General features: G+C 67.3%; 23 protein-coding genes and 1 pseudogene. 15 read left to right on the top strand and 9 right to left on the bottom strand.

Going from position 1 to position 25,507, the window contains the following annotated elements; all coding sequences use genetic code 11:
* Window positions 1-116 precede the first annotated feature (116 nt).
* From ftsE to ung, 3 genes are all read left to right on the top strand, one after another.
* Entirely contained in the window at window positions 117-803 is a 687-nt protein-coding gene (ftsE, locus tag J5837_RS04865; RefSeq protein WP_210535579.1) for a cell division ATP-binding protein FtsE, read from the top strand.
* Window positions 800-1,768, top strand: a complete 969-nt coding sequence (ftsX, locus tag J5837_RS04860) for a permease-like cell division protein FtsX (RefSeq protein WP_210535578.1) — start codon at window positions 800-802, stop codon at window positions 1,766-1,768. Before ftsE ends, ftsX begins: the two co-directional genes overlap by 4 nt.
* Before the next feature lie 149 nt (window positions 1,769-1,917).
* A complete protein-coding gene (gene ung / locus J5837_RS04855) occupies window positions 1,918-2,625 on the top strand; it encodes a uracil-DNA glycosylase (RefSeq protein ID WP_210535577.1) in 708 nt (235 codons plus the stop codon).
* Window positions 2,626-2,735: 110 nt separating this feature from the next.
* On the opposite strand, the gene J5837_RS04850 is transcribed toward ung, so the two are convergent.
* From J5837_RS04850 to J5837_RS04830, 5 genes are all read right to left on the bottom strand, one after another.
* The gene (locus tag J5837_RS04850; protein WP_210535576.1) at window positions 2,736-3,128 is read right to left on the bottom strand and encodes an MAPEG family protein; all 393 of its coding nucleotides are present in this window, start codon (window positions 3,126-3,128) and stop codon (window positions 2,736-2,738) included.
* A gap of 288 nt (window positions 3,129-3,416) precedes the next feature.
* Complete coding sequence (locus J5837_RS04845) at window positions 3,417-3,974, bottom strand: hypothetical protein (protein ID WP_210535575.1); 558 nt, start codon at window positions 3,972-3,974, stop codon at window positions 3,417-3,419.
* A gap of 102 nt (window positions 3,975-4,076) precedes the next feature.
* Window positions 4,077-5,777 carry a M28 family metallopeptidase gene (locus tag J5837_RS04840; RefSeq protein WP_210535574.1) on the bottom strand — a complete coding sequence of 567 codons (1,701 nt, stop codon included), beginning with the start codon at window positions 5,775-5,777 and terminating at the stop codon, window positions 4,077-4,079.
* Between the two features lie 137 nt (window positions 5,778-5,914).
* A complete protein-coding gene (locus J5837_RS04835) occupies window positions 5,915-6,580 on the bottom strand; it encodes a DUF4097 family beta strand repeat-containing protein (RefSeq protein ID WP_210535573.1) in 666 nt (221 codons plus the stop codon).
* Window positions 6,581-6,652: 72 nt separating this feature from the next.
* Window positions 6,653-7,315, bottom strand: coding sequence for a DUF4097 family beta strand repeat-containing protein (locus J5837_RS04830; RefSeq protein WP_210535572.1), 663 nt, complete (start codon window positions 7,313-7,315; stop codon window positions 6,653-6,655).
* A gap of 116 nt (window positions 7,316-7,431) precedes the next feature.
* On the opposite strand from J5837_RS04830, the gene gpmI reads away from it, so the two are divergent.
* The 3 genes and pseudogenes from gpmI to J5837_RS04815 form a co-directional block, all read left to right on the top strand.
* The gene (gene gpmI / locus J5837_RS04825) at window positions 7,432-8,976 is read left to right on the top strand and encodes a 2,3-bisphosphoglycerate-independent phosphoglycerate mutase (protein ID WP_210535571.1); all 1,545 of its coding nucleotides are present in this window, start codon (window positions 7,432-7,434) and stop codon (window positions 8,974-8,976) included.
* Window positions 8,973-10,217 carry a murein hydrolase activator EnvC family protein gene (locus J5837_RS04820; protein ID WP_210535570.1) on the top strand — a complete coding sequence of 415 codons (1,245 nt, stop codon included), beginning with the start codon at window positions 8,973-8,975 and terminating at the stop codon, window positions 10,215-10,217. The genes gpmI and J5837_RS04820 overlap by 4 nt, the downstream gene beginning before the upstream one ends.
* A gap of 94 nt (window positions 10,218-10,311) precedes the next feature.
* Window positions 10,312-11,658, top strand: a pseudogene (locus J5837_RS04815) (S41 family peptidase); the annotation flags it as partial.
* Between the two features lie 321 nt (window positions 11,659-11,979).
* Here J5837_RS04815 and J5837_RS04810 read toward each other — a convergent pair.
* Both J5837_RS04810 and J5837_RS04805 read right to left on the bottom strand, forming a co-directional pair.
* Complete coding sequence (locus tag J5837_RS04810) at window positions 11,980-12,300, bottom strand: DUF1820 family protein (protein ID WP_210535568.1); 321 nt, start codon at window positions 12,298-12,300, stop codon at window positions 11,980-11,982.
* A gap of 24 nt (window positions 12,301-12,324) precedes the next feature.
* A complete protein-coding gene (locus J5837_RS04805) occupies window positions 12,325-13,017 on the bottom strand; it encodes a rhomboid family intramembrane serine protease (protein WP_210535567.1) in 693 nt (230 codons plus the stop codon).
* Window positions 13,018-13,245: 228 nt separating this feature from the next.
* Here J5837_RS04805 and J5837_RS04800 point away from each other — a divergent pair, with 228 nt between their 5' ends.
* Entirely contained in the window at window positions 13,246-14,628 is a 1,383-nt protein-coding gene (locus J5837_RS04800; RefSeq protein WP_210535566.1) for an OmpP1/FadL family transporter, read from the top strand.
* Between the two features lie 247 nt (window positions 14,629-14,875).
* Here the strand turns inward: J5837_RS04800 and putA are convergent, their stop codons facing one another.
* Window positions 14,876-18,112, bottom strand: a complete 3,237-nt coding sequence (gene putA / locus J5837_RS04795) for a bifunctional proline dehydrogenase/L-glutamate gamma-semialdehyde dehydrogenase PutA (RefSeq protein ID WP_210535565.1) — start codon at window positions 18,110-18,112, stop codon at window positions 14,876-14,878.
* A 165-nt stretch (window positions 18,113-18,277) separates the two neighbouring features.
* Here putA and coxB point away from each other — a divergent pair, with 165 nt between their 5' ends.
* From coxB to J5837_RS04775, 5 genes are read left to right on the top strand one after another with little or no spacing between them, the layout of a single operon-like run.
* Window positions 18,278-19,210: a cytochrome c oxidase subunit II gene (coxB, locus tag J5837_RS04790; protein ID WP_210535564.1), complete on the top strand. Its 933-nt coding sequence runs from the start codon at window positions 18,278-18,280 to the stop codon at window positions 19,208-19,210.
* Window positions 19,211-19,234: 24 nt separating this feature from the next.
* Window positions 19,235-20,857 (top strand): cytochrome c oxidase subunit I, encoded by a 1,623-nt coding sequence (gene ctaD, locus J5837_RS04785; RefSeq protein WP_210535563.1) that lies wholly within the window; start codon window positions 19,235-19,237, stop codon window positions 20,855-20,857.
* 7 nt (window positions 20,858-20,864) lie between these two features.
* On the top strand, window positions 20,865-20,999 hold the full coding sequence (locus J5837_RS16480; RefSeq protein WP_280518200.1) for a hypothetical protein: 135 nt from the start codon (window positions 20,865-20,867) through the stop codon (window positions 20,997-20,999).
* Entirely contained in the window at window positions 20,996-21,592 is a 597-nt protein-coding gene (locus J5837_RS04780; RefSeq protein ID WP_210535562.1) for a cytochrome c oxidase assembly protein, read from the top strand. Before J5837_RS16480 ends, J5837_RS04780 begins: the two co-directional genes overlap by 4 nt.
* Before the next feature lie 20 nt (window positions 21,593-21,612).
* Window positions 21,613-22,491, top strand: a complete 879-nt coding sequence (locus tag J5837_RS04775) for a cytochrome c oxidase subunit 3 (protein ID WP_210535561.1) — start codon at window positions 21,613-21,615, stop codon at window positions 22,489-22,491.
* A gap of 212 nt (window positions 22,492-22,703) precedes the next feature.
* On the opposite strand, the gene J5837_RS04770 is transcribed toward J5837_RS04775, so the two are convergent.
* Entirely contained in the window at window positions 22,704-22,922 is a 219-nt protein-coding gene (locus J5837_RS04770) for a twin transmembrane helix small protein (RefSeq protein ID WP_210535560.1), read from the bottom strand.
* A 47-nt stretch (window positions 22,923-22,969) separates the two neighbouring features.
* Here J5837_RS04770 and J5837_RS04765 point away from each other — a divergent pair, with 47 nt between their 5' ends.
* The 3 genes from J5837_RS04765 to J5837_RS04755 are packed head-to-tail and all read left to right on the top strand — an operon-like array spanning window position 22,970 to window position 25,495.
* On the top strand, window positions 22,970-23,722 hold the full coding sequence (locus J5837_RS04765; RefSeq protein WP_210535559.1) for an SURF1 family protein: 753 nt from the start codon (window positions 22,970-22,972) through the stop codon (window positions 23,720-23,722).
* Window positions 23,719-24,306: a hypothetical protein gene (locus J5837_RS04760; RefSeq protein WP_210535558.1), complete on the top strand. Its 588-nt coding sequence runs from the start codon at window positions 23,719-23,721 to the stop codon at window positions 24,304-24,306. Before J5837_RS04765 ends, J5837_RS04760 begins: the two co-directional genes overlap by 4 nt.
* A 22-nt stretch (window positions 24,307-24,328) precedes the next feature.
* Complete coding sequence (locus tag J5837_RS04755) at window positions 24,329-25,495, top strand: COX15/CtaA family protein (protein ID WP_210535557.1); 1,167 nt, start codon at window positions 24,329-24,331, stop codon at window positions 25,493-25,495.
* Window positions 25,496-25,507 lie beyond the last annotated feature (12 nt).

Raw genomic sequence — 25,507 nt, 5'->3', positions numbered from 1 at the left:
ATGAGGGCGGGAGCTTTCCGATTCGAAGAGGCTGCATCGCAAGCGCGGTGTTACGCCCTCATCCGCCCTTCGGGCACCTTCTCCCGATGGGAGAAGGAAGGCGGCATAATCGCCGCATGAGCGTCCTGCAATTCGAAAGCGTCAGCAAACAGTATCCCGGCGGCCACGTCGCCCTGGAAAACGTCAGCTTCGATGTGGCGCAGGGCGAGATGTTGTTCGTCACCGGCCATTCCGGCGCCGGCAAGAGCACGCTGCTGAAGCTGATCCACCTCAGTGAACGGCCTACGCGCGGTGCGGTGGTGTTCGGCGGGCGCAACCTATTGAAGGTGCGCGGCGGCCGCGTCGCCCTGCACCGGCGCGAAGTCGGCGCGGTACACCAGGACCATCGGCTGCTGACCGACCGCACCATCGAGGAAAACGTGTCGTTGCCGTTGATCCTGCGTGGCGATCGCCGCAGCGACATCCACAAGCGCGTGCGCGAGGTGCTGGCGCGGCTCGGCCTGGGCCATCGCGAACGCGCGCTGCCCGGCCAGCTTTCCGCCGGCGAACAGCAGCGCGTCGGCATCGCCCGCGCCATCGTCAGCGAACCGCGCCTGCTGGTCGCCGACGAACCGACCGGTAACCTCGACCCGACCCTGGCCGCGGAGATCATGTCACTGTTCGCCTCGATGCCCGAGCGCGGCACCAGCGTGCTGGTGGTCAGCCACGACCTGCCGCTGATCAAGCGGATGAAGAAGCGCGTGCTGATCCTCGACCACGGCAAGCTGGTCGACGACATCTCGCCCGCGGAGCTGGCCGAATGAACACCGCCGATCCGTCCGTGCAGAAGAACGAGGCCAACGTCCGCAGCGAGCCGCGCGGCGGTTTCGGCATCTGGCTCGAGCAGCACCTTTACAGCTTCGTCGCCAGCCTCGGCCGCGCGGTGCGCAAGCCATGGGCGACGCTGCTGACCATCGGCGTGATGGCGGTGGCCTTCGCCCTGCCGCTGGGCCTGGGCCTGGCGCTGGACAACGTGCAGCGCTTCGCCGGCAACGTACAGCAGTCGCGGCAGATCGACGTATTCCTGAAGCAGGATGTCGCCGTGTCGCGTGCGCAGGCGCTGGCCGACGAATTGCGCGGTCGCGGCGACGTGGCGAAGCTCGAACTGGTCACGCCCGAACAGGGGCTGGCCGAGTTCAAGAAACTCAGCGGACTGGACGATGCGGTCGCCGCGCTCGACCAGAATCCGTTGCCGAACCGCCTGAGCCTGGTGCCGCGCGGCGACGAAACCGCGCTGGTCGCCGCCTTGCAGGCATTGCCCGAGACCGACCAGGTCCAGCACGATGCCGGCTGGCGCAAGCGGCTGGACGGCTGGATCGGTTTCGGCCAGCGCCTGGCCTGGGTGCTGGCCGCGTTGTTCGGCCTCGGCGCGTTGCTGGTGGTCGGCAACACCGTGCGCCTGGACATCCAGTCGCGGCGCGAGGAAATCGGCGTGCTGCAACTGCTCGGCGCCAGCGACGGTTTCATCCGCCGGCCCTTCATCTATCTCGGTGCGTGGTACGGGCTTGCCGCCGGCGCGCTGGGACTCGCGCTGGTGCTCGGCGCGGCCGCGGCGCTGCGCGAACCGCTGGATGCGCTGGCCGGCAGTTATGCCAGCCGTTTCGCGTTGAGCGGCCTCGACCCGTTGCGTGTCGGTGCGGTGTTGCTGGGCGCCACCGTGATCGGCTGGATCGGCGCATGGCTGGTCACTGGCCACTTCCTGCGCCAGACCCGCCCTACCGAAACGTGATTCATCGTTCGTCATTCCCGCGAAGGCGGGAATCGCTCTTCGCTGTTGTTATTCGTCGGACGTGCGCGGCAAGCAAAAGCCAGAGCGATTCCCGCCTTCGCGGGAATGACGAACGAAAGACATTACGCCTCACCTGATTCCTGATTTCCATGTCCGACGACGACCGCATCAAGCTGGAGCCTTCATGGAAGGCGCGCATCGGCGACTACCTGCAGCGCGACGATATGCGCGCGCTGTCGGGATTCTTGCGCCAGCGCAAGCAGGCCGGGGCGCGGATATTCCCGCCAGGGCCACAGATTTTCGCGGCATTCGACGCGACGCCTTTCGACGCGGTGAAGGTGGTGATTCTCGGCCAGGACCCATATCACGGTTTCGGCCAGGCGCACGGCCTGTGCTTTTCGGTGCTGCCCGGCGTGCCGGTGCCCCCGTCGTTGGACAACATCTTCAAGGAGATCCAGTCGGATCTCGGGATTGCGCGCCCTGACCATGGCTGCCTGTTGCCGTGGGCGCGACAAGGCGTGCTGCTGTTGAACGCGGTGCTGACGGTCGAAGAAGGCCGTGCCGGCGCGCACCAGGGCAAGGGCTGGGAAGGTTTCACCGACCATGCCATCGAAGCGCTGGCCAACGAGCGCGAGAACCTGGTGTTCCTGCTGTGGGGCAGCTACGCGCAGGCCAAGGGCAAGGTCATCGATGCGCGCCGCCATCGCGTGCTGCGCGCGCCGCATCCTTCGCCACTTTCGGCGCATCGCGGCTTCCTCGGTTGCAAGCATTTTTCCGCGGCCAACCAGTACCTGAGTCAGCACGGACAGACGCCGATCGACTGGTCGTTGCCGCCGCGTTCTCAACTGGCGATCTGAGCTTGTAGGAGCGCCCCTGGGCGCGACTTGAAAACAACGTCTTGCAGAAGATTCCGCAGGTCGGAGAATCCGCGGTCGCGCCCGCGGGCGCTCCTACAAAAAAGGACCGCTTACGCCACGCGCAACGCGGCCAGCACGATCAATGCCACGGCGCACAGCATGCCGACCAGCCAGATCAGGCTGCGCAGCGTATGCAGGTCGGCCAGGTAGAACACGCCGTGCAGGACCCGGGCGACGACGAAGCCGATCGCCAGCGGCGTCACCAGGTTCGCCGGAACGCCGGCCAGTTGCGCCATCAGCACGCCCGCGACGAAGGCGGGGAAGGCTTCGAAGCCGTTGAGATGCGCGGCGTTGGCGCGCTGCACCTTATAGTTGCCTTCCTGCTTGGCGACCCACGCGCGCGGGTTGCGATTGTTGTAACGCTCGCCCGAGGTCTTGGCGACGAAGACCCATACGTACGGCAGCAGCGCGGCGATCAGGATGCACCAGTAGGCGATGGCCATGCGAACCCTCCAGCGGTCACGGTCGTAGGGCCGAGCTTGCTCGACCAGGCTTCGAATGGCAATTCTGCGGCAAACGCAGTCGAGCAAGCTCGACTCTACAAAGGCGGGCCTCCGCCGGGTTTTGTAGAGCCTGCCCCGCGTAGATAGGGGTGCCGGGCTTGTCCCGGCACGCTTTGATTCTCGCGTGGGGTGCGAAAGGCAGAAAGCCAGCCGGGACAAGCCCGGCTGTTACGACAGCAATGACAAAGGCAGCCGAGCATGCTCGGCTCTACAAGGCGAAAGCTCCGCTTACGGCCACAGCCAGCAGAACACCAGAGCCGTCACCACGGCATAGATCAGCGCGTCGAGCAGGTCCTTGAGCGTCGCGGCCCATGGCTTGCCCATCCAGATGGCGTCGCTGACACTGCCCGCCCCGTAAGCAAGCAAGGTAGCCACGCCTGCCGTATGAGCGGCACGATGGCCGTCGCCGCCAAGGCCGAGCGCACCATAGACGGCGCAGGCGGCGATTGCCGCTACGACCAGGTTGAGCAGAAACCATTGCAGCAGCGGCGCGCCCATCGACACCGGACCGGGTTTGCGCAGCAACAGCTTGCCGACCGGGCCTTCGCGGAACTTCGCCTGCACGGTTTCCGATTTCCAATCCTTCTCGTCGAGGCACTGCGGCAGCATGTACAGGCCGGGGCCGGGTTGGCCGGCGTTGATCGCGGCGCGCACTTCGTCTTCGTTAGGCAGCTTGCGGTAGTCGCGGTTGTGCCACTTGAACACCATGTGGACCAGGCTGCTGGCGACGAATACGGCTACCGCGGCAAGCAGGATCGGCAGCCATAGCTGGGCAAGGACATACATGACGCTCTCCCGACTGGATGGATCGCCAGCGTAGCGCAGCCGTACCGGAAAAACGGCGCCCGCAGGCGCCGTTCGAGGTTTCTTCCGGGGCGAAGGTAACGCCTATTTCGTGGCCGCTTGGCCCTGTCGCATCGCATCGCGGGCAGCGCGGAACGGGTTGTTCTTGTACCAGTTCGGCCACTGGTCGCCATCGGCGAGCTGCAGGCCGACTTCGTATACCGCGGACAGGTCGTCCATGGTGCCGTCGAGCTTCCACGTGGCCGCGTCGTACTGGTCCGCGGGCTTGTGGTAACGGTTGTCGCCGTAGTCCTTCGCCGCCGCGTCGCCGGCCGCCTTGCCGCCGTCGACCAGGTCTTCGCCGCCGTCGACGTACAACGCCGGTACGCCGGCCTTGGCGAAATTGAAGTGATCGGAACGGAAGTACCCGCCGGCCTCGGGACGCGCTTCCGAATGCAGGGTGCGGCCCTGCTTGTCTGCGATCGGCTTCAGCACGTCTTCCAGTTCCGAACTGCCCATGCCGACCACGGTGATGTCGCGGGTCTTGCCGGCCACGCTCATCGCGTCGATGTTGATCACCGCGACGGTCTTGTCCAGCGGCACCGACGGATGGGCTACGTAGTACTTCGACCCGAGCAGGCCCGATTCCTCCAGGGTCACCGCGAGGAACACCACCGAACGCTTCGGCTTGCCGACCTTGGCCATCTGCTCGGCGATCTCGAGGATGCCGGCCACACCGGTCGCGTTGTCGACCGCGCCGTTGTAGATGTTGTCGCCCGGCTCGTCGGGATGCTTGCCCAGGTGGTCCCAGTGGGCCATGTAGACCACGGCTTCATCGGGGCGCTCGCTGCCGCGCAGCACGCCGACCACGTTGCGCGACTGCTTCTCGACCGTGGCGCTCTTCAGGTCGATGCTCATCTTCGCGTCCACCGGCACCGGCTTGAAGCCGCGCTTGTTGGCGTCGGCGCGCAGCTTGTCCAGATCGAGGCCGGCGTCGGCGAACAGCGCTTTCGCCTGCTCGCCGGTGATCCAGCCCTGCAGCGGCACGCGCGGCGCCGGGTCGTCGGCGGCGCGCAGGTCGTATTGCGCGCCGGACCACGAATTCCTGACCACGTCCCAGCCGTACGATGCGCCTTCGGTGTCGTGGATGATCAGCGCCGCCGCGGCGCCCTTGCGCGCGGCTTCCTCGAACTTGTAGGTCCAGCGCCCGTAATAGGTCATGCGCTTGCCTTCGAACAGGCTTTCGTCGTGGGCATGGAAGCCGGGATCGTTGACCAGCATCACCACGGTCTTGCCCTTGACGTCGAGGCCGGCGTAGTCGTTCCACTTCTGCTCCGGCGCGTCGACGCCGTAGCCGATGAATACCATGTCGCTGGCATCGATCTTCACGTCGGGCTGGCCGGTGCGGGTGCCCACGACCATGTCGGCGCCGAACTTCAGCACGTGCGGCTTGCCCTTCACGTCGATGTTCATCGCCGTGTTTTCGTCCGCGGTGGTCTCGGTCATCGGCACGGTCTGGAACCAGTCGCCGTTGTTGCCGGGCTGCAGGCCGATGCGCTCGAACTGCGCCTTGATGTAGCCGACGGTCTTGTCCTCGCCGGGCGTGCCGGGGCCACGGCCCTCGAACTCGTCCGAGGCCAGGGTCTTCACGTGTTCGGCGAAATCGGCGGGGTTGATCGCGTCGGCGAAGGCATGCGCCGGCGCAGGCGGCGGGTTCGTGGCGGGCGCCGCTTGGGGCGCCTCGCGCTTGCAGGCCGACAAGGCGGCCAGTGCGGCGAGACCCAATAGCAGGTGGCGTGTTTTCATCCGGGGGTTCCTGGTTCAGGAATCCCGGATTCTATAGAAACGCGCTGTTGTGGGAGCGGCCTTGGCCGCGAATGCTTTTGTCCTTGCCGGCGCCCTCGTCAAAGCATTCGCGACAGGGTCGCTCCCACAGGAAGTCGTCAGTCCTTCGGCGCGGTCGGCGTATCGAACGTCTTCGCCGTGGCGCCGCTCACCGGCCCGGTCTTCGCGGTCTTGTGCACGTACAGCACGACCGGATGCTCGAACACCATCGCGCCTTCGACCACCGCGTCGGGGCCGATGACGATGCGCGGCGGACGCTGCTTGCCCAGATGGAAACCGCCATTCGGCTTCTCCACGCGCAAACCGCCCTTGACGTGCGAACCGACGCCGACGGTGATGTCACCGCGCACGGTGCGGATGCCGCCGCCGACATCGGTATCGACCAGGCCGATGCCGCCGTTGACGTTCTCCACGTCTTCGCGGATGCGGCTGCCGCGGTCGGCGAACAGGCTGCCGTTGACCGCTTCCAGGCCGCCATCGACTTGGACCTCGCGGCCCAGGCGGATGCCGCCGTTGACCGTCTCCAGCCCGCCGGTGCGTGCACGGTCGCCGACTTCGATGCCACCGTTGACGGTCGAGGCGCTGCCGGTGGTCGCGGCGGCGTCGATGTCGATGCCGCCGTTGACGGTGGAGAGGTCGCCATAGCTGCGGCCGGCTTCGGCATGGATGCTGCCGTTGACCTTGGACGTGTCGTCGTCGTGGGCGAAGGCGGGCGCGGCGCTCAGCGCCAGGGTCAGCAGCAGGGCTTGGCGGAACGGGGTCATCGTGTTTCTCCGTGGAAGGTGCGGTCTATGGTGCGCGAATGCGGATCCGGGTTCAGTGACGCAGGCAGCGAGTCAGTCCTTCGGCGCGGTCGGCGTATCGAAGGTCTTCGCGGTGGCGCCGCTGACCCGGCCGATTTTCGCGGTCCTGTGCACGTACAGCACGACCGGGCGTTCGAACACCATCGGGCCGTCGACCACCGCGTTCGGGCCGACGACGATGCGCGGCGGGCGGCCCCAGTTCATGCTGCTGCCGTTCTCGTTCTTCTCGATCTTGATGCCGCCGCGCACGTGCGAGCCGATGCCGACGGTGATGTCGCCGGACACGGTTTCGATGCCGCCGGACACCTCGGTGGCCACCAGGCCGACGTCGCCGCTGACGGTCTCGATGTCGCCGCCGATGCGGCCGCCGCGATCGAAGTAGATGTCGCCGCTGACCGTGCCGACGCCCTTGCCGGCCGTGACCTTGCCGGCCGCCTGGATGTCGCCGCTGACCGTTTCGATCCGGCCGGTGGTCGCGCCTTCGGCCAGTTCGATATCGCCGCTGACGGTGTTCACGGTGCGGGTGCTGGCGCGGGCTTCGATGTGGATGTCGCCGCTGATCGTGTCCAGGTTGCCGTAGGTCTGCCCGGCCCGGGCGACGATGTCCTTGCTGATCTCGTCGAGGTCCTGCTGGGCCAGGGCCGGCGCGGCGGCCAGCGCCAGGGTCAACAACAGGATCGGGCGAATCGGTTTCATCGGCGTTCCTTCATGCATGGGTGGTGTGAACCCTGTGATGCACGGAAACGGCGCAGGGTTTAGAACCGGACGCGAGCCTCGCTACAATCGTCCCGACCCCCATCGCTGGAGCCCCCGTGTCCGCCAACCCTTCGCGTCCCAAGCCCGTCGTGCTGCTGATCCTGGATGGCTGGGGCCATCGCGAAGACCCGGCCGACAACGCGCTGGCGCTGGCCGAACTGCCGAACTGGCGGCGCCTGCTGGCGACCTGCCCGCATACGCTGATCCATACCGAAGGCCGCCACGTCGGCCTGCCGGACGGACAGATGGGCAATTCCGAAGTCGGGCACATGAACCTCGGCGCGGGCCGCATCGTCTACCAGGACCTGACCCGGATCGACGCGGCCATCGAGGACGGCAGCTTCTTCGCCAATGCCGAACTGGCCGCGGCCTGCGACGCGGCCAAGGCCGACGGCGGCACCCTGCACGTGTTCGGCCTGCTTTCGCCGGGCGGCGTGCACAGCCACGAGAACCACATCTTCGCCATGCTCGACATGGCCGCGCGCCGCGGCGTGCCGAAGGTCGCGGTGCATGCCTTCCTCGACGGTCGCGATACGCCGCCGCGCTCGGCCGAAGCCAGCCTGCGCGCGCTGCAGGACCTGTGCGCGAAGCTCGGCAACGCGCATGTCGCCAGCGTCAGCGGCCGCTACTACGCGATGGACCGGGACCAGCGCTGGGACCGGGTGCGCAAGGCCTGGGACGCCATCGTCGAAGCGAAGTCCGAACACCACGCGCCCGACGCGCTGGCGGCGTTGCAGGCGGCTTATGCCCGTGGCGAGAACGACGAATTCGTGTTGCCGACCGTCATCGATGGTGCGCAACCGATGCGCGATGGCGACGCGGTGGTGTTCATGAACTTCCGCGCCGACCGAGCGCGCCAGCTGACCGCCGCGTTCGTATCGCCGACGTTCGATGGCTTCGAGGCGCGTCGCCCGAAGCTGGCGCGCTACGTCTGCCTCAGCGAATACGACGCCAAGCTGCCGGCGCCCGTCGCCTTCCCGCCCGACGACCTGCGCCACACCCTGGGCGAACTGCTGGCCGAAAACGGCCTGGCCCAGCTGCGCATCGCCGAGACGGAAAAATACGCGCACGTGACCTTCTTCTTCAGCGGCGGTCGCGAAGACCCGTATGCCGACGAGGAGCGCATCCTCGTGCCCAGCCCCAAGGTCGCCACCTACGACCTGCAGCCGGAGATGAGTGCGCCGGAAGTCACCGACAAGCTGGTTTCGGCGATCGCTTCCGGCCGCTTCGACGCGGTCGTCTGCAACATCGCCAACCCGGACATGGTCGGACACAGCGGCATCCTCGATGCCGCGATCCAGGCCGCGCAGGCGGTGGACGTGGCCATCGGCCGCATCGAGGCCGCGGTGCGCGCTGCGCACGGCGCGCTGCTGATCACCGCAGACCACGGCAACCTGGAGATGATGCGCGACCCGCAGACCGGGCAGCCGCATACCGCGCACACGGTCGGACCGGTGCCGTTCGTCTATGTCGGCGAACGTGCGGACGCGAAGTTGCGCGAAGGCGGCGCGCTGCGCGATGTCGCCCCGACCATGCTCGACCTGCTGGGCCTGCCGCAGCCGGCGGAAATGACCGGTCGCAGCCTGTTCGCCGCCGGATGAAAGCCGTCCCGCTTCGCGCATCGGTGTTGGGGTTCATCGTGGCCCTGGCTGCCGGCAGCGGCTTCGCCCAGAGCCAGCGCGACGCCGAGAAGAAACTGGAAAGCGTGCGCGGCGAGTTGAAGTCGATCGCCGCCGAACGCCGCAGGCTGGAGGGCGAGCGCGGCAACGCGTCGCGCGAGCTGCGCGAGGCCGATGAGAAGGTCGGCAAGAGCAGCCGCGCGCTGAGCGAGACCGAGGCCTCGCTGCGGCAGGAACAGGCCGCGCTGGCGCAATTGCAGCAGCAGCGCGATGCCGCGCAGGAACGGCTCGCCGGCCAGCGCCAGCAGCTCGCGGCGCTGGTGCGTTCGGCGTACCGGCAAGGCGGCGATGCACCGTTGAAGGCCTTGCTGGCGCAGGACGAGGTCGGCAAGGCGCGCCGCGTGTTGGCCTACCACGGCTACCTGCAGCGCGAACGCGCGCGGAAGATGGGTGAGCTGACCGCCGAGTTGCAGCAGATCGAGCAGCTCGAACGCGAAATCGCCGAGCGTCGCGCACAACTCGATGCCACCCGCTCGCGGCAGAAGCAGCAGGTCGCCAGCCTGCAACAGGACCGCAAGGAACAGGCCGGCGTGGTCGCCGAGCTGGATCAGAAATACCAGGACAAGGCCGCGCGCGAAAAGGCGCTGGGCCGCGATGCCAAGTCGCTGGAACGCCTGCTGGCCAACCTGCGCGCGGCGGCCGCACGCGCCGAAGCCGCGCGCCGCGCCGAGGAAAAGCGCCAGCGCGAAGCCGCCGAGCGCGAAGCGCGCGCCGCCGCCGCGACCGGCAAGCCGGTGCGCAAGCCGCCTCCGCCGAAGGTCGCCAATGCGCCCGCGCTGAAGGTCGGCGGCCTGGGCTGGCCGGCATCGGGCAACCTGCTCGCGGGTTTCGGCGGACGCATGCCCGACGGGCGCACCAGCTCCGGCGTGCTGATCGGTGCACCGGTGGGCACGCCGGTCACCGCGGTCGCCGACGGCACGGTGGTGTTCGCCGAATGGATGACCGGCTACGGCCTGATCCTGATCGTCGACCACGGCAACGGCTACATGAGCCTGTACGCGCACAACGACACCCTGCTGCGCAACGCGGGCGACGCGGTGAAGCGCGGCGACCCGGTCGCGCGCATCGGCAGTTCGGGTGGGCAGGGCACGCCGGCGCTGTACTTCGAATTGCGGCGCAACGGCGCGCCGGTCGACCCGAGGGCGTGGCTGCAGCGGCGCTAGCGATCTTGCCGGCGGGCGTTAAGAAGCCGTTGCTGCAACGCCATTCATCGCCGCTTCGCGCATAATCCCGGTGGATTCGAATTCGCCCGGAGCGATGCGCATGCGTTCGTCATTGTGGTTGGTCTTGCTGCTCGCGGCCGCGCCCGCCTTCGCCCAGGAAACGCCCAAGCCCGACGAAGAGCCGGTGATCGCCTCCAGCGACGATCCCGATGCGGCCGAGACCGCGCCCGCGAAGGTGCCGCTGGAGGAAATCCGCCGCTACGTGTCGGTATTCAATGCGGTCAAGGAAGCCTACGTCGAGCCGGTCGACGACAAGAAGCTGATGCATTCGGCGATCCGGGGCCTGCTGCTGGACCTCGACCCGCACAGCACCTACTTCGACAAGAGCGACGCCGAGGAATTCGACGAGCAGGCCAACGGCAGCTACGCCGGCATCGGCGTCGAGCTGATGACCCAGGCGGACAACACGCTGAAGGTGATCGCGCCGATCGACGACACGCCGGCGAAGCGCGCGGGCATCAAGGCCGGCGACGTGATCGTCGCCGTCGACGGCAAGCCGTTGCCCAGCGACGACAGCATGTCGCCGCTGCGTGGCGAGCCCGGCAGCAAGGTCAGGCTGACCATCGTGCGCGAAGGCAAGGACAAGCCCTTCGACGTGGAGCTGGTGCGCGAGAACATCCGCATCGCCAGCGTGGACAGCCGCCTGCTGGAGCCGGGTTACGGCTACGTGCGGATCAAGGCATTCCAGGCCGACACCGGCGCCGACTTCCAGAAGCAGGTCGATGCGCTGCAGGCCAAGGGCAAGCTGCGCGGGCTGGTGCTGGACCTGCGCAGCAATCCCGGCGGCTTGCTGACCGCGGCGGTGCAGGTGGCCGACGACCTGCTCGACAAGGGCACCATCGTCAGCACGCGCGGGCGCATCCCGATCAGCGATTCCGAATTCAAGGCCACGCCGGGCGACCGCCTCGACGGCGCGCCGGTGGTGGTGCTGGTCGACGCGGGTTCGGCCAGCGCTTCCGAAGTGCTCGCTGGCGCGTTGCACGACAACAAGCGCGCGCGCATCGTCGGTAGCCGCACCTTCGGCAAGGGCTCGGTGCAGACCGTGCTGCCGCTGGACAACGGCGATTCGGTCAAGCTGACCACGGCGCGTTATTACACGCCCAGCGGCAAGTCGATCCAGGCCAGCGGGATCGTGCCGGACGTTGCGTTCCAGCCGGAAGTGCAGGCGCCGCGGTTGATCAAGGACGGCGACAAGACCTTCCAGGTGATCGACGACAAGGGATCGGTCATCGATTTCAGCGAAGCCGCGTTGCCCGGCCATCTGCGCGGCGACGACGAAGGCAAGGAAGGCTATGCGGTTGGCGACGTGCTGGATGGCGACGGTTACATCGCCAAGGCGTTGGCCGAACTGAAGAAGCCCGGCGTTACCGCGCAGGCGGAAAAGCCGACGAGCAAGCGATAGCGATAATGGGTCGGGATAACGTCCCCGACCGTTTTTTGGCGGATCGGAGACGTTACACCTATTCCAGCGGCGTCAGCCGAGAATCCGTTGCCGATGAAAAGGCGATGGAACGAGGTCGCATCCCGGCGAGAGCTGCGGAGGGTGGGTGGAGCGTAGCGATACCCGCCAGCGTGTCGTGTGTCCGGCGCCGTGTCGATGGGTATCGCCTTCGGCTCCACCCATCCTACGTTTCCTCGCATGCTTGCTGCGATCGCGGAACTAGTTGCATGCCCTGCAGGCGGGCGATCCTGATCGCAACGTTTACCTCGGCTTCGCCGGCATCGGAAACGGCGTCACCACTTTTTCCCCACTCTGCGCATCGCGGATCGCGGACTGGCCCTTGTGGTCCACTTCCTCGACACGGACGATGCTTTGCATCGGCAGGTGCAGCACGCGGGTGCCGGCGAATTCGTCGCGCAGGCGTTCCTCGGTCGGATCGATCACCACGCCTTCGTTGACGTCGAACACCAGTTCGCCGACTTCGGTGAAACCCCACAGGCTGCTCGCGCCGACCCGGCGCGCGTACAGCTCATAGATCTTGCCGGCATTGAAGAACGTGACTTTGTAGAGCGGTTTGGCCATGGGCGAATTATAAGGTCGCCCGCTTCAATAGCCCTGCCGCTTGCGCAATCGCCGCGCGATGGCCGCGCGCACGAACAGTGCGTAGATCACGCCGAACAGGAAGCCGGCGATGTGCGCCGACCACGCCACGGCGCCGAACGCCGGGCCGATATAGGCGAACACGACCTGCAGCACCGCCCAGATGCCGATCAGCAGTGAGGCCGGCGCCTTGACGAATTCCAGGAACAGGCCCAGCGGCAACACCACTCCGAGCTTCGCCCCGGGGAACAGCGCCAGGTAGGCGCCGATCACTGCCGACACCGCGCCGCTGGCGCCGACGATGACCTGGTCCGGGGTGCCGACGCTGAGCACCGCGGCGAGGTTAGACATCGCGCCCCCGACCAGGAACAGCACCAGGAACCGCCACGGCCCCATGGTGCGTTCCGCCGGCGGGCCGAAGATCATCAGGAACACCAGGTTGCCCAGCAGGTGGGCCCAGTCGGCGTGCAGGAACAACGCGGTGAACAGCCGCAGCGCGCTGCCGTCGCGCAGGGCTGCCCACCAGGCCTCGGGCGTGGCCAGTCCGCCGGACAGCGCGCCCCAGTCCAGCCACAGGTTGCGCTGGGCCTCGTGCGGACGGCTGTACGCCCACAGGAAGGCCAGCGACATCAGCACCAGCAGGGTCGGGGCGGCCCAGCGCACGCCGGGTTTCTTGCGGGAGGGCAGGGAAACGAACATGCGGGGACTGTACGGGGCGGAGGGTTCGCGTGGCTTGACCCGATTCACGACAGTGAACCCCGGGCTAACCGCGACGCCCCTAATTGTTACTTTTTTGTTTTAAGTGCGGGCTATACTACATACGGCGTCGTATGTCGGGAGGGGTTTCCGGCACAGGGCCTGCCTCCTTCCCGGGGCGGCCGTGATCGTGGCGCAAGAGCTGTCCCACGTTTTTTCGGAGAGGCATACATGCAGATTTCCAATCGTTTCGCCCAGCTTTCCGCCCTCGCGTTCGGCATCGCCGGCGCGCTGGCCATGGGCCAGGCCCATGCGTCGGCCTTCCAGTTGAAGGAAAACAGCGTCAAGGCCCAGGGTCGTGCGATGGCCGGTTCGGCCTCGGCCAAGGGCGACGCCTCGGTGGTCGTCAACAATCCGGCGGTGATGTCCACCTTCGAGCAGAAGGCCGTGCAGGCCGACGTTTCGGCCATCGACCTGTCGTTCAAGTTCAAGGGCGGCGGTACCGCGGCGGCGGGCAGCCCGCTGGCCCGTCCGCTGACCGGCGGCAATGGCGGTGAAGCCGGCGACCTGACCGCCGTGCCGGCGATGTCGTTCGTGCTGCCGCTGGACGGCGCTTTCGACCGCATGACCCTGGGTGCCATGGTCAGCGCGCCGTTCGGCCTGAAGACCAACTACGACAAGGATTGGGTGGGTCGCTACCACGCGCTGGAATCGGACGTGAAGATCGTCGACCTGACCCTGGCCGCCTCGGTGGCCCTGACCGACCGCTTTTCGGCGGGCTTCGGGCTGATCTATTCGCGCGCCGACGTGACGCTGTCCAACGCGGTCGACTTCGGTTCGGCGATCTGCCGCATCAACGTCGCCGCCTGCGTCACCCCGAACCCGGTCGCCGCGCCGTTCGGTCCGCAGAAGAACGACGGCTTCGCCGAGATCCACGGCACCGACAACAGCATCGGTTGGCTGGTCGGCCTGAACTGGCGCCCGACCGACAACCTGTCGCTGGGCTATAGCCACCGCTCGGAAGTGGATTACGACCTGCGCGGCACGGCCACCTTCGAGAAGCCGGGCAACGTCGCCACCCTGCTCAATATCTTTGCGCCGAACCAGTACGTCACCACCGGTGGCGGTGCGGCGCTGACCACGCCCAGCATCGATACCCTGAGCGCCACCTGGCAGGTCAACGATCGCGTTGCCCTGATGGCCGAGACCTCGAAGACCGACTGGCATTCCCTGAAGGAAATCCGCATCGAGTTCGACAGCGCGCAGCCCGACTCGGTCGAGAACTACTCCTGGGGCGACAGCTGGTTCTACTCCGTGGGCGGCGAGTACAAGTTCAGCGACAAGTTCACCGCCCGCGCCGGCGTGGCCCGCGACGATTCGCCGGTCAGCCTGCCGCACCGCACCCCGCGCATGCCCGACCAGGACCGCATGTGGTATTCGCTGGGCCTGACCTGGAACGCGACCCCGAACTTCGAGATCAGCGCCAGCTACGTGAAGATCGACCTGGTCGACACGCCGCAAATCGACATCGTGTCCTCGAGCGGTTCGCGCCTGGTCGGCGAGTTCGACGGCGGTGCCGATATCTACGGCATTTCCGCGCAGTACAAGTTCTGATCGAAGCAATCGCGACACGCAAAAAACCCCGCCTCGGCGGGGTTTTTTTGTTTCAGTAGGAATACTCGGTGTGGGAGCGACGTTAGTCGCGAATCATGGCGCCACGTTGTCCCGTCCACGGACCGGTGCCGACAAGGCTCCGGGTCTGCCAGGTGCGATGTCGGGAGTATCCGACTTCGAATTCGCGACTAACGTCGCTCCCACACCGGAGCGGTTCGCAACCGGTCCCACACCGAATCGTGTCGCATCAATCGCCGAGTGTCAGCAGCGAAGCATTGCCGCCCGCAGCGGTGGTGTTGACGGTGACGGTCTTCTCGGTGGCGAAGCGGGCCAGGTAGTGCGGGCCGCCGGCCTTCGGGCCGGTGCCGGACAGGCCCTGGCCGCCGAACGGCTGCACGCCGACCACCGCGCCGATCTGGTTGCGGTTGACGTAGACGTTGCCGACCCTGACCCGCGCGGCGATGCGGTCGATGGTTTCGTCGATGCGCGAATGCACGCCCAGGGTCAGGCCATAGCCGGTGGCGTTGATCGCGTCGATCACCGCATCGAGCTGGTCGGCCTTCCAGCGCAATACGTGCAGTGCCGGGCCGAACACCTCGCGCTGCAGCTGGTCGAGCGACTTCAGTTCCCACGCGCGCGGGGCGAAGAAGGTGCCGTGCGCGGCTTCGTCGCCGAGGTTGGCCTGCTTGATCAGGCGCGCTTCTCCGGCCATGCGCGCGGCGTGGTCCTCGAGGATCTTCAGCGCGTCGGCATCGATCACCGGGCCGACGTCGGTGGACAGCAGGCCGGGGTCGCCGATCTTCAGCTCGTCCATCGCGCCGGCCAGCATGGTCATCACTTTGTCGGCGATGTCGTCCTGCACGAACAGCACGCGCGCGGCCGAGCAGCGCTGGCCGGCCGAAGTGAAGGCGGACGCCAGCGCGTCCTTGACCAGTTGTTCCGGCAGCGCGGAGCTGTCGGCGATGAAGGCGTTCTGGCCGCCGGTCTCGGCGATCAGCACGGCGATCGGGCCGGCTTCGCGGCCGGCCAGCGCGCGGTTGATCGCACGCGCGGTTTCGGTGGAGCCGGTGAAGGCCACGCCGGCGACGCGCGGATCCTTGGTCAGCGCGGCGCCGACGGTGGCGCCGTCGCCGGGCAGGAACTGCAGCACCGCTTCCGGCACGCCGGCTTCATGCAGCAACTTCACCGCGTAGTAGCCGATCAGGTTGGTCTGCTCGGCCGGCTTGGCGATCACGCTGTTGCCGGCGGCGAGCGCGGCGCCGACCTGGCCGAGGAAGATCGCCAGCGGAAAATTCCACGGGCTGATGCAGACGAACACGCCGCGGCCGTGCAGCTGCAGTTCGTTGGATTCGCCGGTCGGGCCGGGCAGCTTTTCCGCGGCGCCGAACTGCGCGCGCGCCTGGCCGGCGTAGTAGCGCAGGAAATCGACCGCTTCGCGCACTTCGGCGACGCTGTCGGGAATGGTCTTGCCTGCTTCCTTGACGCACAGCGCGATGTATTCCGGCATGCGCTGCTCCAGCAGGTTCGCCGCCTGCTCCAGCAACGCGGCGCGGCTCGCGGCCGGTGTACGGTCCCAGGCCGGCTGCGCGGCGACCGCGTTCTGCAGCGCCTTCTCCACCGTGGCCGAATCGGCCGGTTGCCATTCGCCGACGTTCTGGCGGCGGTCCGCCGGGCTGGTCACCGCCAGCGGGCTCGAGGAGACCACCGCGCCCGGCACCAGCGGCGTGGCCTTCCAGGGCTTCACGGCGGCATTGATGCGCTCGGCCAGCGCGCGCAGGTCGTTGTCGTTGGCGAGGTTGGCGCCCATGGAGTTGTCTCGGTCGGAAGTCGGAATCGGAGCGGGCTGCTGGCGGAACAGGTCGCGCGGCAGCGGGATGCGCGGGTGCGGGATCGAATCGAAGTTCGACACGGTTTCCACCGGGTCGCGGATCAGGTCGTCGATGGCCACGCTCTCGTCGGTGATGCGGTTGACGAAGCTGGAATTGGCGCCGTTCTCCAGCAGGCGCCGCACCAGGTACGGCAGCAGGTCCTCGTGCGAACCGACCGGCGCGTACACGCGGCAAGGCACGCCGAGGCGGTCGGCCGGCACGACTTCGGCGTACAGGTCGTCGCCCATGCCGTGCAGCTTCTGGTGCTCGTACGGGCGGCCTTCGGAAATCGAGCGGATCGCGGCGATGGTCTGCGCGTTGTGGGTGGCGAACATCGGGTACAGCGCATCGCCGTGGCCGAACATGCGCCGCGCATTGGCCAGGTACGACACGTCGGTATTGGGTTTGCGGGTGAACACCGGGTAGCCCGGGTGGCCATCGATCTGCGCGCGCTTGATCTCCGCGTCCCAGTACGCGCCCTTGACCAGGCGCACCGGCATGCGCCGGCCGACGCGGCGGGCGAGGTCGGCGAGGAAGTCGATCACGTACGGCGTGCGCTTCTGGTAGGCCTGCACGGCCAGGCCGTAGCCTTCCCAGCCGTCCAGCGACTTGTCGGAGAAGGTCGCTTCGATCAGGTCCAGCGACAGCTCCAGGCGGTCGGCCTCCTCGGCGTCGATGGTGAAGCCGATGCCGTAGGACTTGGCCAGCTGCGCCAGTTCGAGGATCGCCGGGGCCAATTCCTTCATCACCCGCGCGCGCTTGGCGTGCTCGTAGCGCGGGTGCAGCGCGGACAGCTTGATCGAGATGCTGGGCGCGGCGAACACATCGCCGCCGACGAACGAACCGTTCGGTCCGCTCTTGCCGATGGCGTGGATCGCGTCACGGTAGGCCTGCAGGTAGCGCGCGGCGTCCTTCGCGGTCAGCGCGCCTTCGCCCAGCATGTCGAAGGAATAGCGGTAGTCGGCGTTGTCGCCCTTGCGCGAACGGGCGAGGGCTTCGCCGATGGTCCGGCCCATCACGAACTGATGGCCCATGATCCGCATCGCCTGGCGCACCGCCAGCCGGATCACCGGTTCGCCGACCCGGCCGACCAGGCGCTTGAACGCGCCGCGGACGTTGGCCCGGGTCAGGTCATTCAACGAGACCAGCTTGCCGGTCAGCATCAGGCCCCAGGTCGAGGCGTTGACCAGCACCGAATCGCTCTGGCCCAGGTGCTTTTCCCAGTCGGCATCGCCCAGCTTGTCGCGGATCAGCGCGTCGGCGGTGTCCTGGTCGGGGATGCGCAGCAGCGCCTCGGCCACGCACATCAGCAGCACGCCTTCCTCGCTGCCTAGGTCGTACTGGCGCATGAAGGCCTCGATCGCGCCCTGGTCCTGGGCGCGGGCGCGGACCCGCTGGACCAGGTCGGCGGCCAATGCCTGCGCATGGGCCTGCGCGCCGGGTTCCAGCCGCGCCTGCGCCAGCAGTTCACGTACGTGCTCGGCTTCGTCGCGCAGGTAGGCGGCGGTGATCGCGGCGCGCAACGCGGACGGCGGCGGGGGCAGTTCGGGGGCGACGATGGCGCCCGCAGGCGCTGACGCGGACGGGGCGGAAGGGGTTGGCTGGGGCGTGGCCATGGACTGCCGATACCGGAGAAAGACCAATAGTTTAGTCCGCAACCTCCGGCGACGAGAATGCGCTCGGCTTGCCGCCCCGGAGCCCCCCGGATAACATTCCCCGGTTATTCAGCGTCTTGCGGCCGCGCCGCGGGACGACAACCGACGACGCTTGGGGTCTAGGCAATGACGCAAATGAATGGATGGGGCAAGCGCTTGACCGCCCTGGGAATGTGGCTGGCGCCGGCGCTGGCTTTCGCCCAGTCGGCAGATCCCAAGGAATGGCAGCTCAACATGGGTCGCGGCGTCACCGCCTCGGCCAACCACGCCTACGACGCGCACATGGTGGCGCTGTGGGTCTGCGTGGTCATCGGCATCATCGTGTTCGGCGCGATGGGCTATGCGATGTTCAAGTTCCGCAAGTCCAAGGGCGCGGTCGCGGCCCAGTTCAGCCACAACACCGTGGCCGAGGTCATCTGGACCGTGGTGCCGATCGTGATCCTGGTGGTCATGGCGATCCCGGCGACCAAGAAGCTGATCGCGATGTACGACACCCGCCAGTCCGAGATGACGGTCAAGGTCACCGGCTACCAGTGGATGTGGAAGTACGAATACCTGGGCGAGGGCGTCGAGTTCACCAGTCGCCTCGACCGCGAATCCGACCGCATCCGCCAGAGCGGCGAGGTGCCGGACGTCGCCAAGAACCCGCACTACCTGCTCGACGTCGACAACGCGCTGGTGCTGCCGGTCAACACCAAGATCCGCTTCGTCATCACCGGCGACGACGTGATCCACGCCTGGTGGGTGCCGGCGCTGGGCTGGAAGCAGGACGCGATCCCCGGGATCATCAACGAGGCCTGGACCGACATCCAGCAGCCGGGCACGTACCGCGGCCAGTGCGCCGAGCTGTGCGGCAAGGACCACGGCTTCATGCCGATCGTGGTCAAGGCCGTGCCGAAGGAAGAATTCAAGCAGTGGCTGGCCTCGAAGAAGCCGGCCGCGCCCGTCGAAGCCGCGCCCGCGGCACCCGCCGAGGCTGCGCCAGCCGAGCTCGCCGCCCCGGCCGAGGCCGCGCCGACCGCGCAGCAGGCCCCCGCCGCCGCCGCTTCGGCCGGCTGATCGAACGAACATCCGAGGTAGCCCATGTCCGCAACCCATCCCGAAGCTGTCGGCCATCACGACGACCACCACGAACACAAGCAGGGGTTCGTCGAGCGTTGGTTCTTCTCGACCAACCACAAGGACATCGGCACGCTGTACCTGATCTTCAGCTTCATCATGTTCATCATCGGCGCGGCGATGTCGGTGGTGATCCGCGCCGAGCTGATGACCCCGGGCCTGCAGTTCGTCAAGCCCGAGTTCTTCAACCAGATGACCAGCGTGCACGCGCTGGTGATGATCTTCGGCGGCGTGATGCCGGCCTTCGTCGGCCTGGGCAACTGGATGATCCCGCTGCAGGTCGGCGCGCCGGACATGGCGCTGCCGCGCATGAACAACTGGTCGTTCTGGATCATGCCGTTCGCGTTCACCCTGCTGCTGATGACCATCGTGCTGCCGGGCGGCGCGCCGGCGGGCGGCTGGACCCTGTATCCGCCGCTGTCGCTGCAGGGCGGCTACAACGTCGCCTTCACCGTGTTCGCCATCCACATGATGGGCGTCAGCTCGATCATGGGCGCGATCAACATCATCGCGACCATCCTCAACATGCGCGCGCCGGGCATGGACCTGCTGAAGATGCCGATCTTCTGCTGGACCTGGCTGATCACCGCCTTCCTGCTGATCGCGGTGATGCCGGTGCTGGCGGGCGCGGTGACCATGCTGCTGACCGACAAGTTCTTCGGCACCAGCTTCTTCAACGCCGCCGGCGGCGGCGACCCGGTGATGTACCAGCACATCTTCTGGTTCTTCGGCCACCCCGAGGTCTACATCATGATCCTGCCCGCCTTCGGCGTGGCCAGCGAGATCATCCCGACCTTCAGCCGCAAGCCGCTGTTCGGCTACCAGGCGATGGTCTACGCGACCGCGTCGATCGCCTTCCTGTCGTTCATCGTCTGGGCCCACCACATGTTCACCGTGGGCATGCCGCTGGGCGGCGAGATCTACTTCATGTTCGCGACCATGCTGATCGCGATCCCGACCGGCGTGAAGGTGTTCAACTGGGTCAGCACGATGTGGAAGGGCTCGCTGAGCTTCGAAGCGCCGATGCTATGGGCAGTGGCCTTCGTGATCCTGTTCACCATCGGCGGTTTCTCCGGCCTGATGCTGGCGATCGTGCCGGCCGACTTCCAGTACCACGACACCTATTTCGTCGTCGCCCACTTCCACTACGTGCTGGTGACCGGCGCGCTGTTCTCGATCATCGGCGCGGTGTACTACTGGTGGCCGAAGTGGACCGGCCGCATGTACAACGAGACCGCGGCGAAGTTCCACTTCTGGTGGTCGGTGGTGTTCGTCAACCTGCTGTTCTTCCCGCAGCACTTCCTGGGCCTGGCCGGCATGCCGCGCCGCATCCCGGACTACAACCCGGTGTTCGCCGACTGGAACCTGGTCAGCTCGATCGGTGCGTTCGGCATGTTCCTGACCCCGTTCATGATGTTCGCGATCCTGTGGCACTCGAAGAAATACGGCGCCAAGGCCGACGCGCGCGTCTGGGAAGGCGCCAAGGGCCTGGAATGGACGGTGCCGTCGCCGGCGCCGCACCACACCTTCAGCACGCCGCCGGTCATCAAGGACGGCGACCTGGCCCACGGCGACGTGTCGCACTGACATCGCGATGAGCCCGCGGCCCGCCCCCGCCGACGACATCGCCGCGCGCCGCAAGCGCGCGGTGCGCACGGCGTTGATCGCGGGCGCGATCGCGGTGCTGGTCTACGTCGCGTTCCTGTTGTCCGGGGTGCTGGCCTCATGAGCGGCGCGAAGTCGAACGCCGCCGGGTTGGGCAAGCTGGTCGGCGTGGCCGTGGCGGTGTTCCTGCTGACCTTCTCGCTGGTTCCGCTGTACCGCATCGCCTGCGAGAAGGTGTTCGGCGTGCGCCTGGAGCAGGGTCCGGGCGAAGCGAAGGCGGCCGTGGTCGCGCCGAAGTCGCGCCTGGTCACCGTGCAGTTCGACGGTACTGCCAACTCCAAGCTGCCGTGGGCGTTCCACCCCGAGCAGCTGACCATGCAGGTGGAGCCTGGCAAGCTGTACGAAGCCAAGTACTTCGCCCGCAACGACGGCAAGCGCGCCATCGTCGGCAGCGCCGCGCCTTCGGTGGCGCCGTCTCGCGCCTCGGGTTACTTCACCAAGACCGAATGCTTCTGCTTCACCGCGCAGACCCTGCAGGCCGGTGAAACCCGCGACATGCCGGTGCGCTTCATCGTCGATCCGGCGCTGCCGGAAGACGTCAGCACCATCACCTTGTCGTATACCTTCTACAAGAACGACGCACTGACCGCCCAGCTGCAGCAGAACCAGCCCGGGCGGGCGCCCATCGCGTCCACCACGCCGCTCGCGGCGCCCTGATCCGCACCGGAAGACTCGCCATGGCCAATACCCATTCGACGGACGCCAACACCTACTTCGTGCCCCACGGCAGCCGCTGGCCCTTCGTCGGCTCCATCGCCATGTTCACGACCATGTTCGGCGTGGCCAACTGGCTCAACGAAACCACGTGGGGCAAGTGGGTGTTCTTCGCCGGCGTGTTCATGCTGATGGCGACCCTGTTCATGTGGTTCGGCGACGTGATCCGCGAATCGCTGCGCGGCCACTACAACAAGCAGGTCGACGTGTCCTTCCGCATGGGCATGGTCTGGTTCATCTTCTCCGAAGTGATGTTCTTCGGCGCGTTCTTCGGCGCGCTGTTCTACGCGCGCCAGTACGCGCTGCCGTGGCTCGGCGGCGAAGGCGACGGCGTGATGACCAACAGCCTGCTGTGGGACGGCTTCAGCGCGGCGTGGCCGACCGCCGGTCCCGGCCAGGTCGGCGGCACGTTCAAGACCATCCCGGCGTGGGGCCTGCCGCTGCTCAACACGCTGATCCTGCTGACCTCGGGCGTGACCATCACCATCGCCCACCATGCGTTGAAGGCGGGCAAGCGCAAGCACCTGCTGTTCTGGCTGGGCGCCACCGTGCTGCTGGGCTGCACCTTCCTGTATTTCCAGGCCAAGGAATACATCCACGCCTACCACGAGCTGAACCTGACCCTGGGTTCGGGCATCTACGGTTCCACCTTCTTCATGCTGACCGGCTTCCACGGCGCGCACGTGACCCTGGGCACGATCATGCTGGCGATCATCTGGCTGCGCTGCGCCAAGGGCCATTTCAGCAAGGACAACCACTTCGCCTTCGAAGCCGTCGCGTGGTACTGGCACTTCGTCGACGTGGTCTGGCTGGGCCTGTTCCTGTTCGTCTACGTGCTGTAACCGGCACGGGATGCAGAAAAACGGCGGGCCGGCATTGCCGGCCCGTTTCTTTTGGCATCCCGATCCGGAGCAAGCGTCCCGATATCCGGAATATCCGGCGTAGGAGCGACGTCAGTCGCGAGCTCTTTCCCGGCATCGGTACGGCAAAAGCATCGCGACTGACGTCGCTCCCACACCGGATATCTCGATTTTTCGGAAGGCTTGTAGTGCGGTTACGCGCCGATGCCGTGCGGCTTGATCCAGCCCATGTACATGGCCAGGATCACCAGCAGGATCAGCGCCACCGACAGCGCGATGCGCCGGGTCAGGGCGTTGACCGTGCGCTTGCTCTGGCCCTTGTCGACCAGCAGGTAATACAGGCCGGCGCCGAGGTTCCACACGATCAGCGCCAGGAAGGCCACGATCACCAGGGTTTTCAACGAATCGCTCATCGTGTCCTCGCGTGGCTGCCCGGTCGCGTGAACGTATTATTGCAGCCATGGGCAACGAACGCGCGAACAGGCGCCTGCACCCGCTGTTGGGCTGGACCCTCGCACTGCTGGCGATGGCGGCCTTCTGCGGCCTCGGTACCTGGCAACTGGGCCGGGCCAAGCAGAAGGAAGCGATGCTGGCCGCGGTCCATGAGGTATTGGTCGAACGCAACCCGCAATCCCTGGCGCTCGCGGCCGATGCCGCGCGCGCGCGCGAATACGATTGGGCGGCCGGCGAAGGCGTGTTCGCCGATGCGCCGGCAGTCCTGCTGGACAACCAGCAGCGCGATGGCCGGGCCGGGGTGCGCGCGTACCGCTTGTTCGTTCCTACGGGCGCGCCGCCCTTGCTGGTCGAACTGGGCTGGCTGCCGCTGCCGGGCGACCGGGCCATGCCGAAAATCGAGTCGCCGGCCGGAAACATCCGCGTGCAGGGCCTGCTCGCACCGCCGCCGTCGCACGGCATTGCCAGCGCGGTGGCGACGAAGCAACCGGGTGGCGAACTGCTGACCATCGGGCTGGATGCGCCGAACCTCGCCCCGGACCTCCGCGTTCGGGCGCTGCCGCCACGGGTGCTGAAGCTCGATCCCGCGCTCAGGCTCGGCTACGCCCGCGACCTCGACATCCTGCCCAACACCCTGCCGCCGGAGCGCCACCTGGGCTACGCAGTGCAGTGGTTCGGACTCGCGCTGGCCGTGTTCGCCACCGCATTGCTGCTGAGCCTGCGGCAGCGCCGGCGCTCGCGTGAGAAAATGGCCGCATGAGCCATCCTTCCCCCGAGGCCGCGTCGGTTCGCCGCGGCCGACGCACCCTGATCGCGCTGTTCCTCCTGTTCATCGGTCCGATCCTGGTGGCGATGGCGATGGGTTGGCTGAACCTGCATCCGTCGGGCAGCCGCAGCAAGGGCGAGCTGCTGTCGCCCAAGCCCGACCTGCGCGCGTTTGCGCTGGCGCGCGCGGACGGTACCGCCTATGCGTGGGAACCCGAGCGCCGCCTGTGGCGCATCGCACTGGCCCCGCCGCCGGGCTGGTGCCAGGCCCATGCCGCCGAATGCGCGAAGCTGGCGCAAGACGTGGACAAGGTCTGGCAGCTGTTCGGCAAGGACGCGGACCATGCGCAGGTGTTGTGGTTCGGCGCGATGCCGGCGCAGGCGCCGGGCTCGCCGGCGTGGCAGCCGATGCGCGAAGACGCGAAACTGTCCGCCGCGCTGCCGCGCAACCAGGTTTCCGCCGCCGGCGTGCCGGCCTACGTCATCGACCCCTACGGCTTCGTGGTATTGCGCTACGCGCCCGGCTTCGATCCGGTCGACCTGCGCAGCGACATGGCCAAGCTGCTGAAGTTGATGTGAGCCCCACGAACCGGATGTCCCGATGAATTCCGCACCGCACGCCGCCCATCGCCATCGCCATTTCCATCGCCTCGCCTGGTTGGCGGTGGCGCTGGCGTTGGGAGTGATCGTGTTCGGCGCCTTCGTGCGCCTGTCCAACGCCGGCCTGAGCTGCCCCGACTGGCCGACCTGCTATGGCCGGGCGACGTGGCCGCAGGCGGTGGGCGAAGTCGCCGACCATGCCGCCTCGGCGATCCGTCCGTTCGAAACCCACAAGGCCTGGCGCGAACAGGTGCACCGCATGCTGGCCGGTTCGCTCGGCGTGCTGGTGCTGGCGCTGGCCCTGCTGGCGGCGCGCCGGCGCCGTTTCGGCATCGCGCAAATCCTGCTCGCTTCGGCCTTGGTCGCCGTCGCCATTCCGTTGTACATGCACGGGCAACACGTGGCGTCATCGGCGTTGGCGATCGTTGCGGAAGGGTTGTTGCTGTTCGCCGCGTTGCGCTGGTCGAACGCCGACCTGTCGCGCGCCTCGGCGTTGACCCTGGCGGTGATCATCTTCCAGGCCCTGCTTGGCATGTGGACGGTGACCTGGCTGCTGAAGCCGGTGGTGGTGATGGGCCATCTGCTCGGCGGCCTGTTGACCTTCTCCCTGCTGACCTGGACCGCATGGCGTGCGACCGACCGGCCGATCCGCCTGGCGGAGGCGTTGCAGTTGCGGAACTGGGTGATCGGCGCCATCGCCGTACTCGCGCTGCAGATCGCGCTGGGCGGCTGGACCAGCGCCAACTACGCGGCGCTGAGCTGCGGTGCGGGCAGCTGGTCCGCGGACAATTTCCCCAAGTGCGTCGGCCAGTGGTGGCCGCCGCACGATTTCCGCGAAGGCTTCGTGCTGTGGCGCGGGGTCGGCGTCGATTACGAGGGCGGCGTGCTCGACGGCGCTTCGCGCATCGCCATCCAGATGGCGCATCGCATCGTCGCGGTGCTGGCCGCGGGCTACCTGCTGGTGCTGTCGTGGCGCCTGTTGCGCATCCCGGGCATGCGCGGCTGGGGCGTCGGCATCGTCGTGCTGCTGCTGGCGCAGGTCAGCCTGGGCATCCTCAACGTCAAGCTGGCGCTGCCGTTGCCGGTCGCCGTCGCCCACAACGGCGGCGCGGCCTTGCTGCTGTTCACCCTGGTGTCGTTGCTTGCGCGCCTGAGGAAGCCGGAATGACGATTCGTAGAG

It is taken from the genome of Pseudoxanthomonas helianthi (genome assembly GCF_017939625.1).
GTDB lineage: Bacteria > Pseudomonadota > Gammaproteobacteria > Xanthomonadales > Xanthomonadaceae > Pseudoxanthomonas_A > Pseudoxanthomonas_A helianthi.
This window is presented reverse-complemented; position numbering and strand designations above follow the sequence as displayed.

What these genes read in the sequence shown, in the direction of transcription:
- ftsE (WP_210535579.1), top strand. Translation starts at nt 117, where the DNA reads ATGAGCGTCCTGCAATTCGAAAGCGTCAGCAAACAGTATCCCGGCGGC.
- ftsX (WP_210535578.1), top strand. Translation starts at nt 800, where the DNA reads ATGAACACCGCCGATCCGTCCGTGCAGAAGAACGAGGCCAACGTCCGC.
- ung (WP_210535577.1), top strand. Translation starts at nt 1,918, where the DNA reads ATGTCCGACGACGACCGCATCAAGCTGGAGCCTTCATGGAAGGCGCGC.
- J5837_RS04850 (WP_210535576.1), bottom strand. Translation starts at nt 3,128, where the DNA reads ATGGCCATCGCCTACTGGTGCATCCTGATCGCCGCGCTGCTGCCGTAC.
- J5837_RS04845 (WP_210535575.1), bottom strand. Translation starts at nt 3,974, where the DNA reads ATGTATGTCCTTGCCCAGCTATGGCTGCCGATCCTGCTTGCCGCGGTA.
- J5837_RS04840 (WP_210535574.1), bottom strand. Translation starts at nt 5,777, where the DNA reads ATGAAAACACGCCACCTGCTATTGGGTCTCGCCGCACTGGCCGCCTTG.
- J5837_RS04835 (WP_210535573.1), bottom strand. Translation starts at nt 6,580, where the DNA reads ATGACCCCGTTCCGCCAAGCCCTGCTGCTGACCCTGGCGCTGAGCGCC.
- J5837_RS04830 (WP_210535572.1), bottom strand. Translation starts at nt 7,315, where the DNA reads ATGAAACCGATTCGCCCGATCCTGTTGTTGACCCTGGCGCTGGCCGCC.
- J5837_RS04820 (WP_210535570.1), top strand. Translation starts at nt 8,973, where the DNA reads ATGAAAGCCGTCCCGCTTCGCGCATCGGTGTTGGGGTTCATCGTGGCC.
- J5837_RS04810 (WP_210535568.1), bottom strand. Translation starts at nt 12,300, where the DNA reads ATGGCCAAACCGCTCTACAAAGTCACGTTCTTCAATGCCGGCAAGATC.
- J5837_RS04805 (WP_210535567.1), bottom strand. Translation starts at nt 13,017, where the DNA reads ATGTTCGTTTCCCTGCCCTCCCGCAAGAAACCCGGCGTGCGCTGGGCC.
- J5837_RS04800 (WP_210535566.1), top strand. Translation starts at nt 13,246, where the DNA reads ATGCAGATTTCCAATCGTTTCGCCCAGCTTTCCGCCCTCGCGTTCGGC.
- putA (WP_210535565.1), bottom strand. Translation starts at nt 18,112, where the DNA reads ATGGCCACGCCCCAGCCAACCCCTTCCGCCCCGTCCGCGTCAGCGCCT.
- coxB (WP_210535564.1), top strand. Translation starts at nt 18,278, where the DNA reads ATGACGCAAATGAATGGATGGGGCAAGCGCTTGACCGCCCTGGGAATG.
- ctaD (WP_210535563.1), top strand. Translation starts at nt 19,235, where the DNA reads ATGTCCGCAACCCATCCCGAAGCTGTCGGCCATCACGACGACCACCAC.
- J5837_RS16480 (WP_280518200.1), top strand. Translation starts at nt 20,865, where the DNA reads ATGAGCCCGCGGCCCGCCCCCGCCGACGACATCGCCGCGCGCCGCAAG.
- J5837_RS04780 (WP_210535562.1), top strand. Translation starts at nt 20,996, where the DNA reads ATGAGCGGCGCGAAGTCGAACGCCGCCGGGTTGGGCAAGCTGGTCGGC.
- J5837_RS04775 (WP_210535561.1), top strand. Translation starts at nt 21,613, where the DNA reads ATGGCCAATACCCATTCGACGGACGCCAACACCTACTTCGTGCCCCAC.
- J5837_RS04770 (WP_210535560.1), bottom strand. Translation starts at nt 22,922, where the DNA reads ATGAGCGATTCGTTGAAAACCCTGGTGATCGTGGCCTTCCTGGCGCTG.
- J5837_RS04765 (WP_210535559.1), top strand. Translation starts at nt 22,970, where the DNA reads ATGGGCAACGAACGCGCGAACAGGCGCCTGCACCCGCTGTTGGGCTGG.
- J5837_RS04760 (WP_210535558.1), top strand. Translation starts at nt 23,719, where the DNA reads ATGAGCCATCCTTCCCCCGAGGCCGCGTCGGTTCGCCGCGGCCGACGC.
- J5837_RS04755 (WP_210535557.1), top strand. Translation starts at nt 24,329, where the DNA reads ATGAATTCCGCACCGCACGCCGCCCATCGCCATCGCCATTTCCATCGC.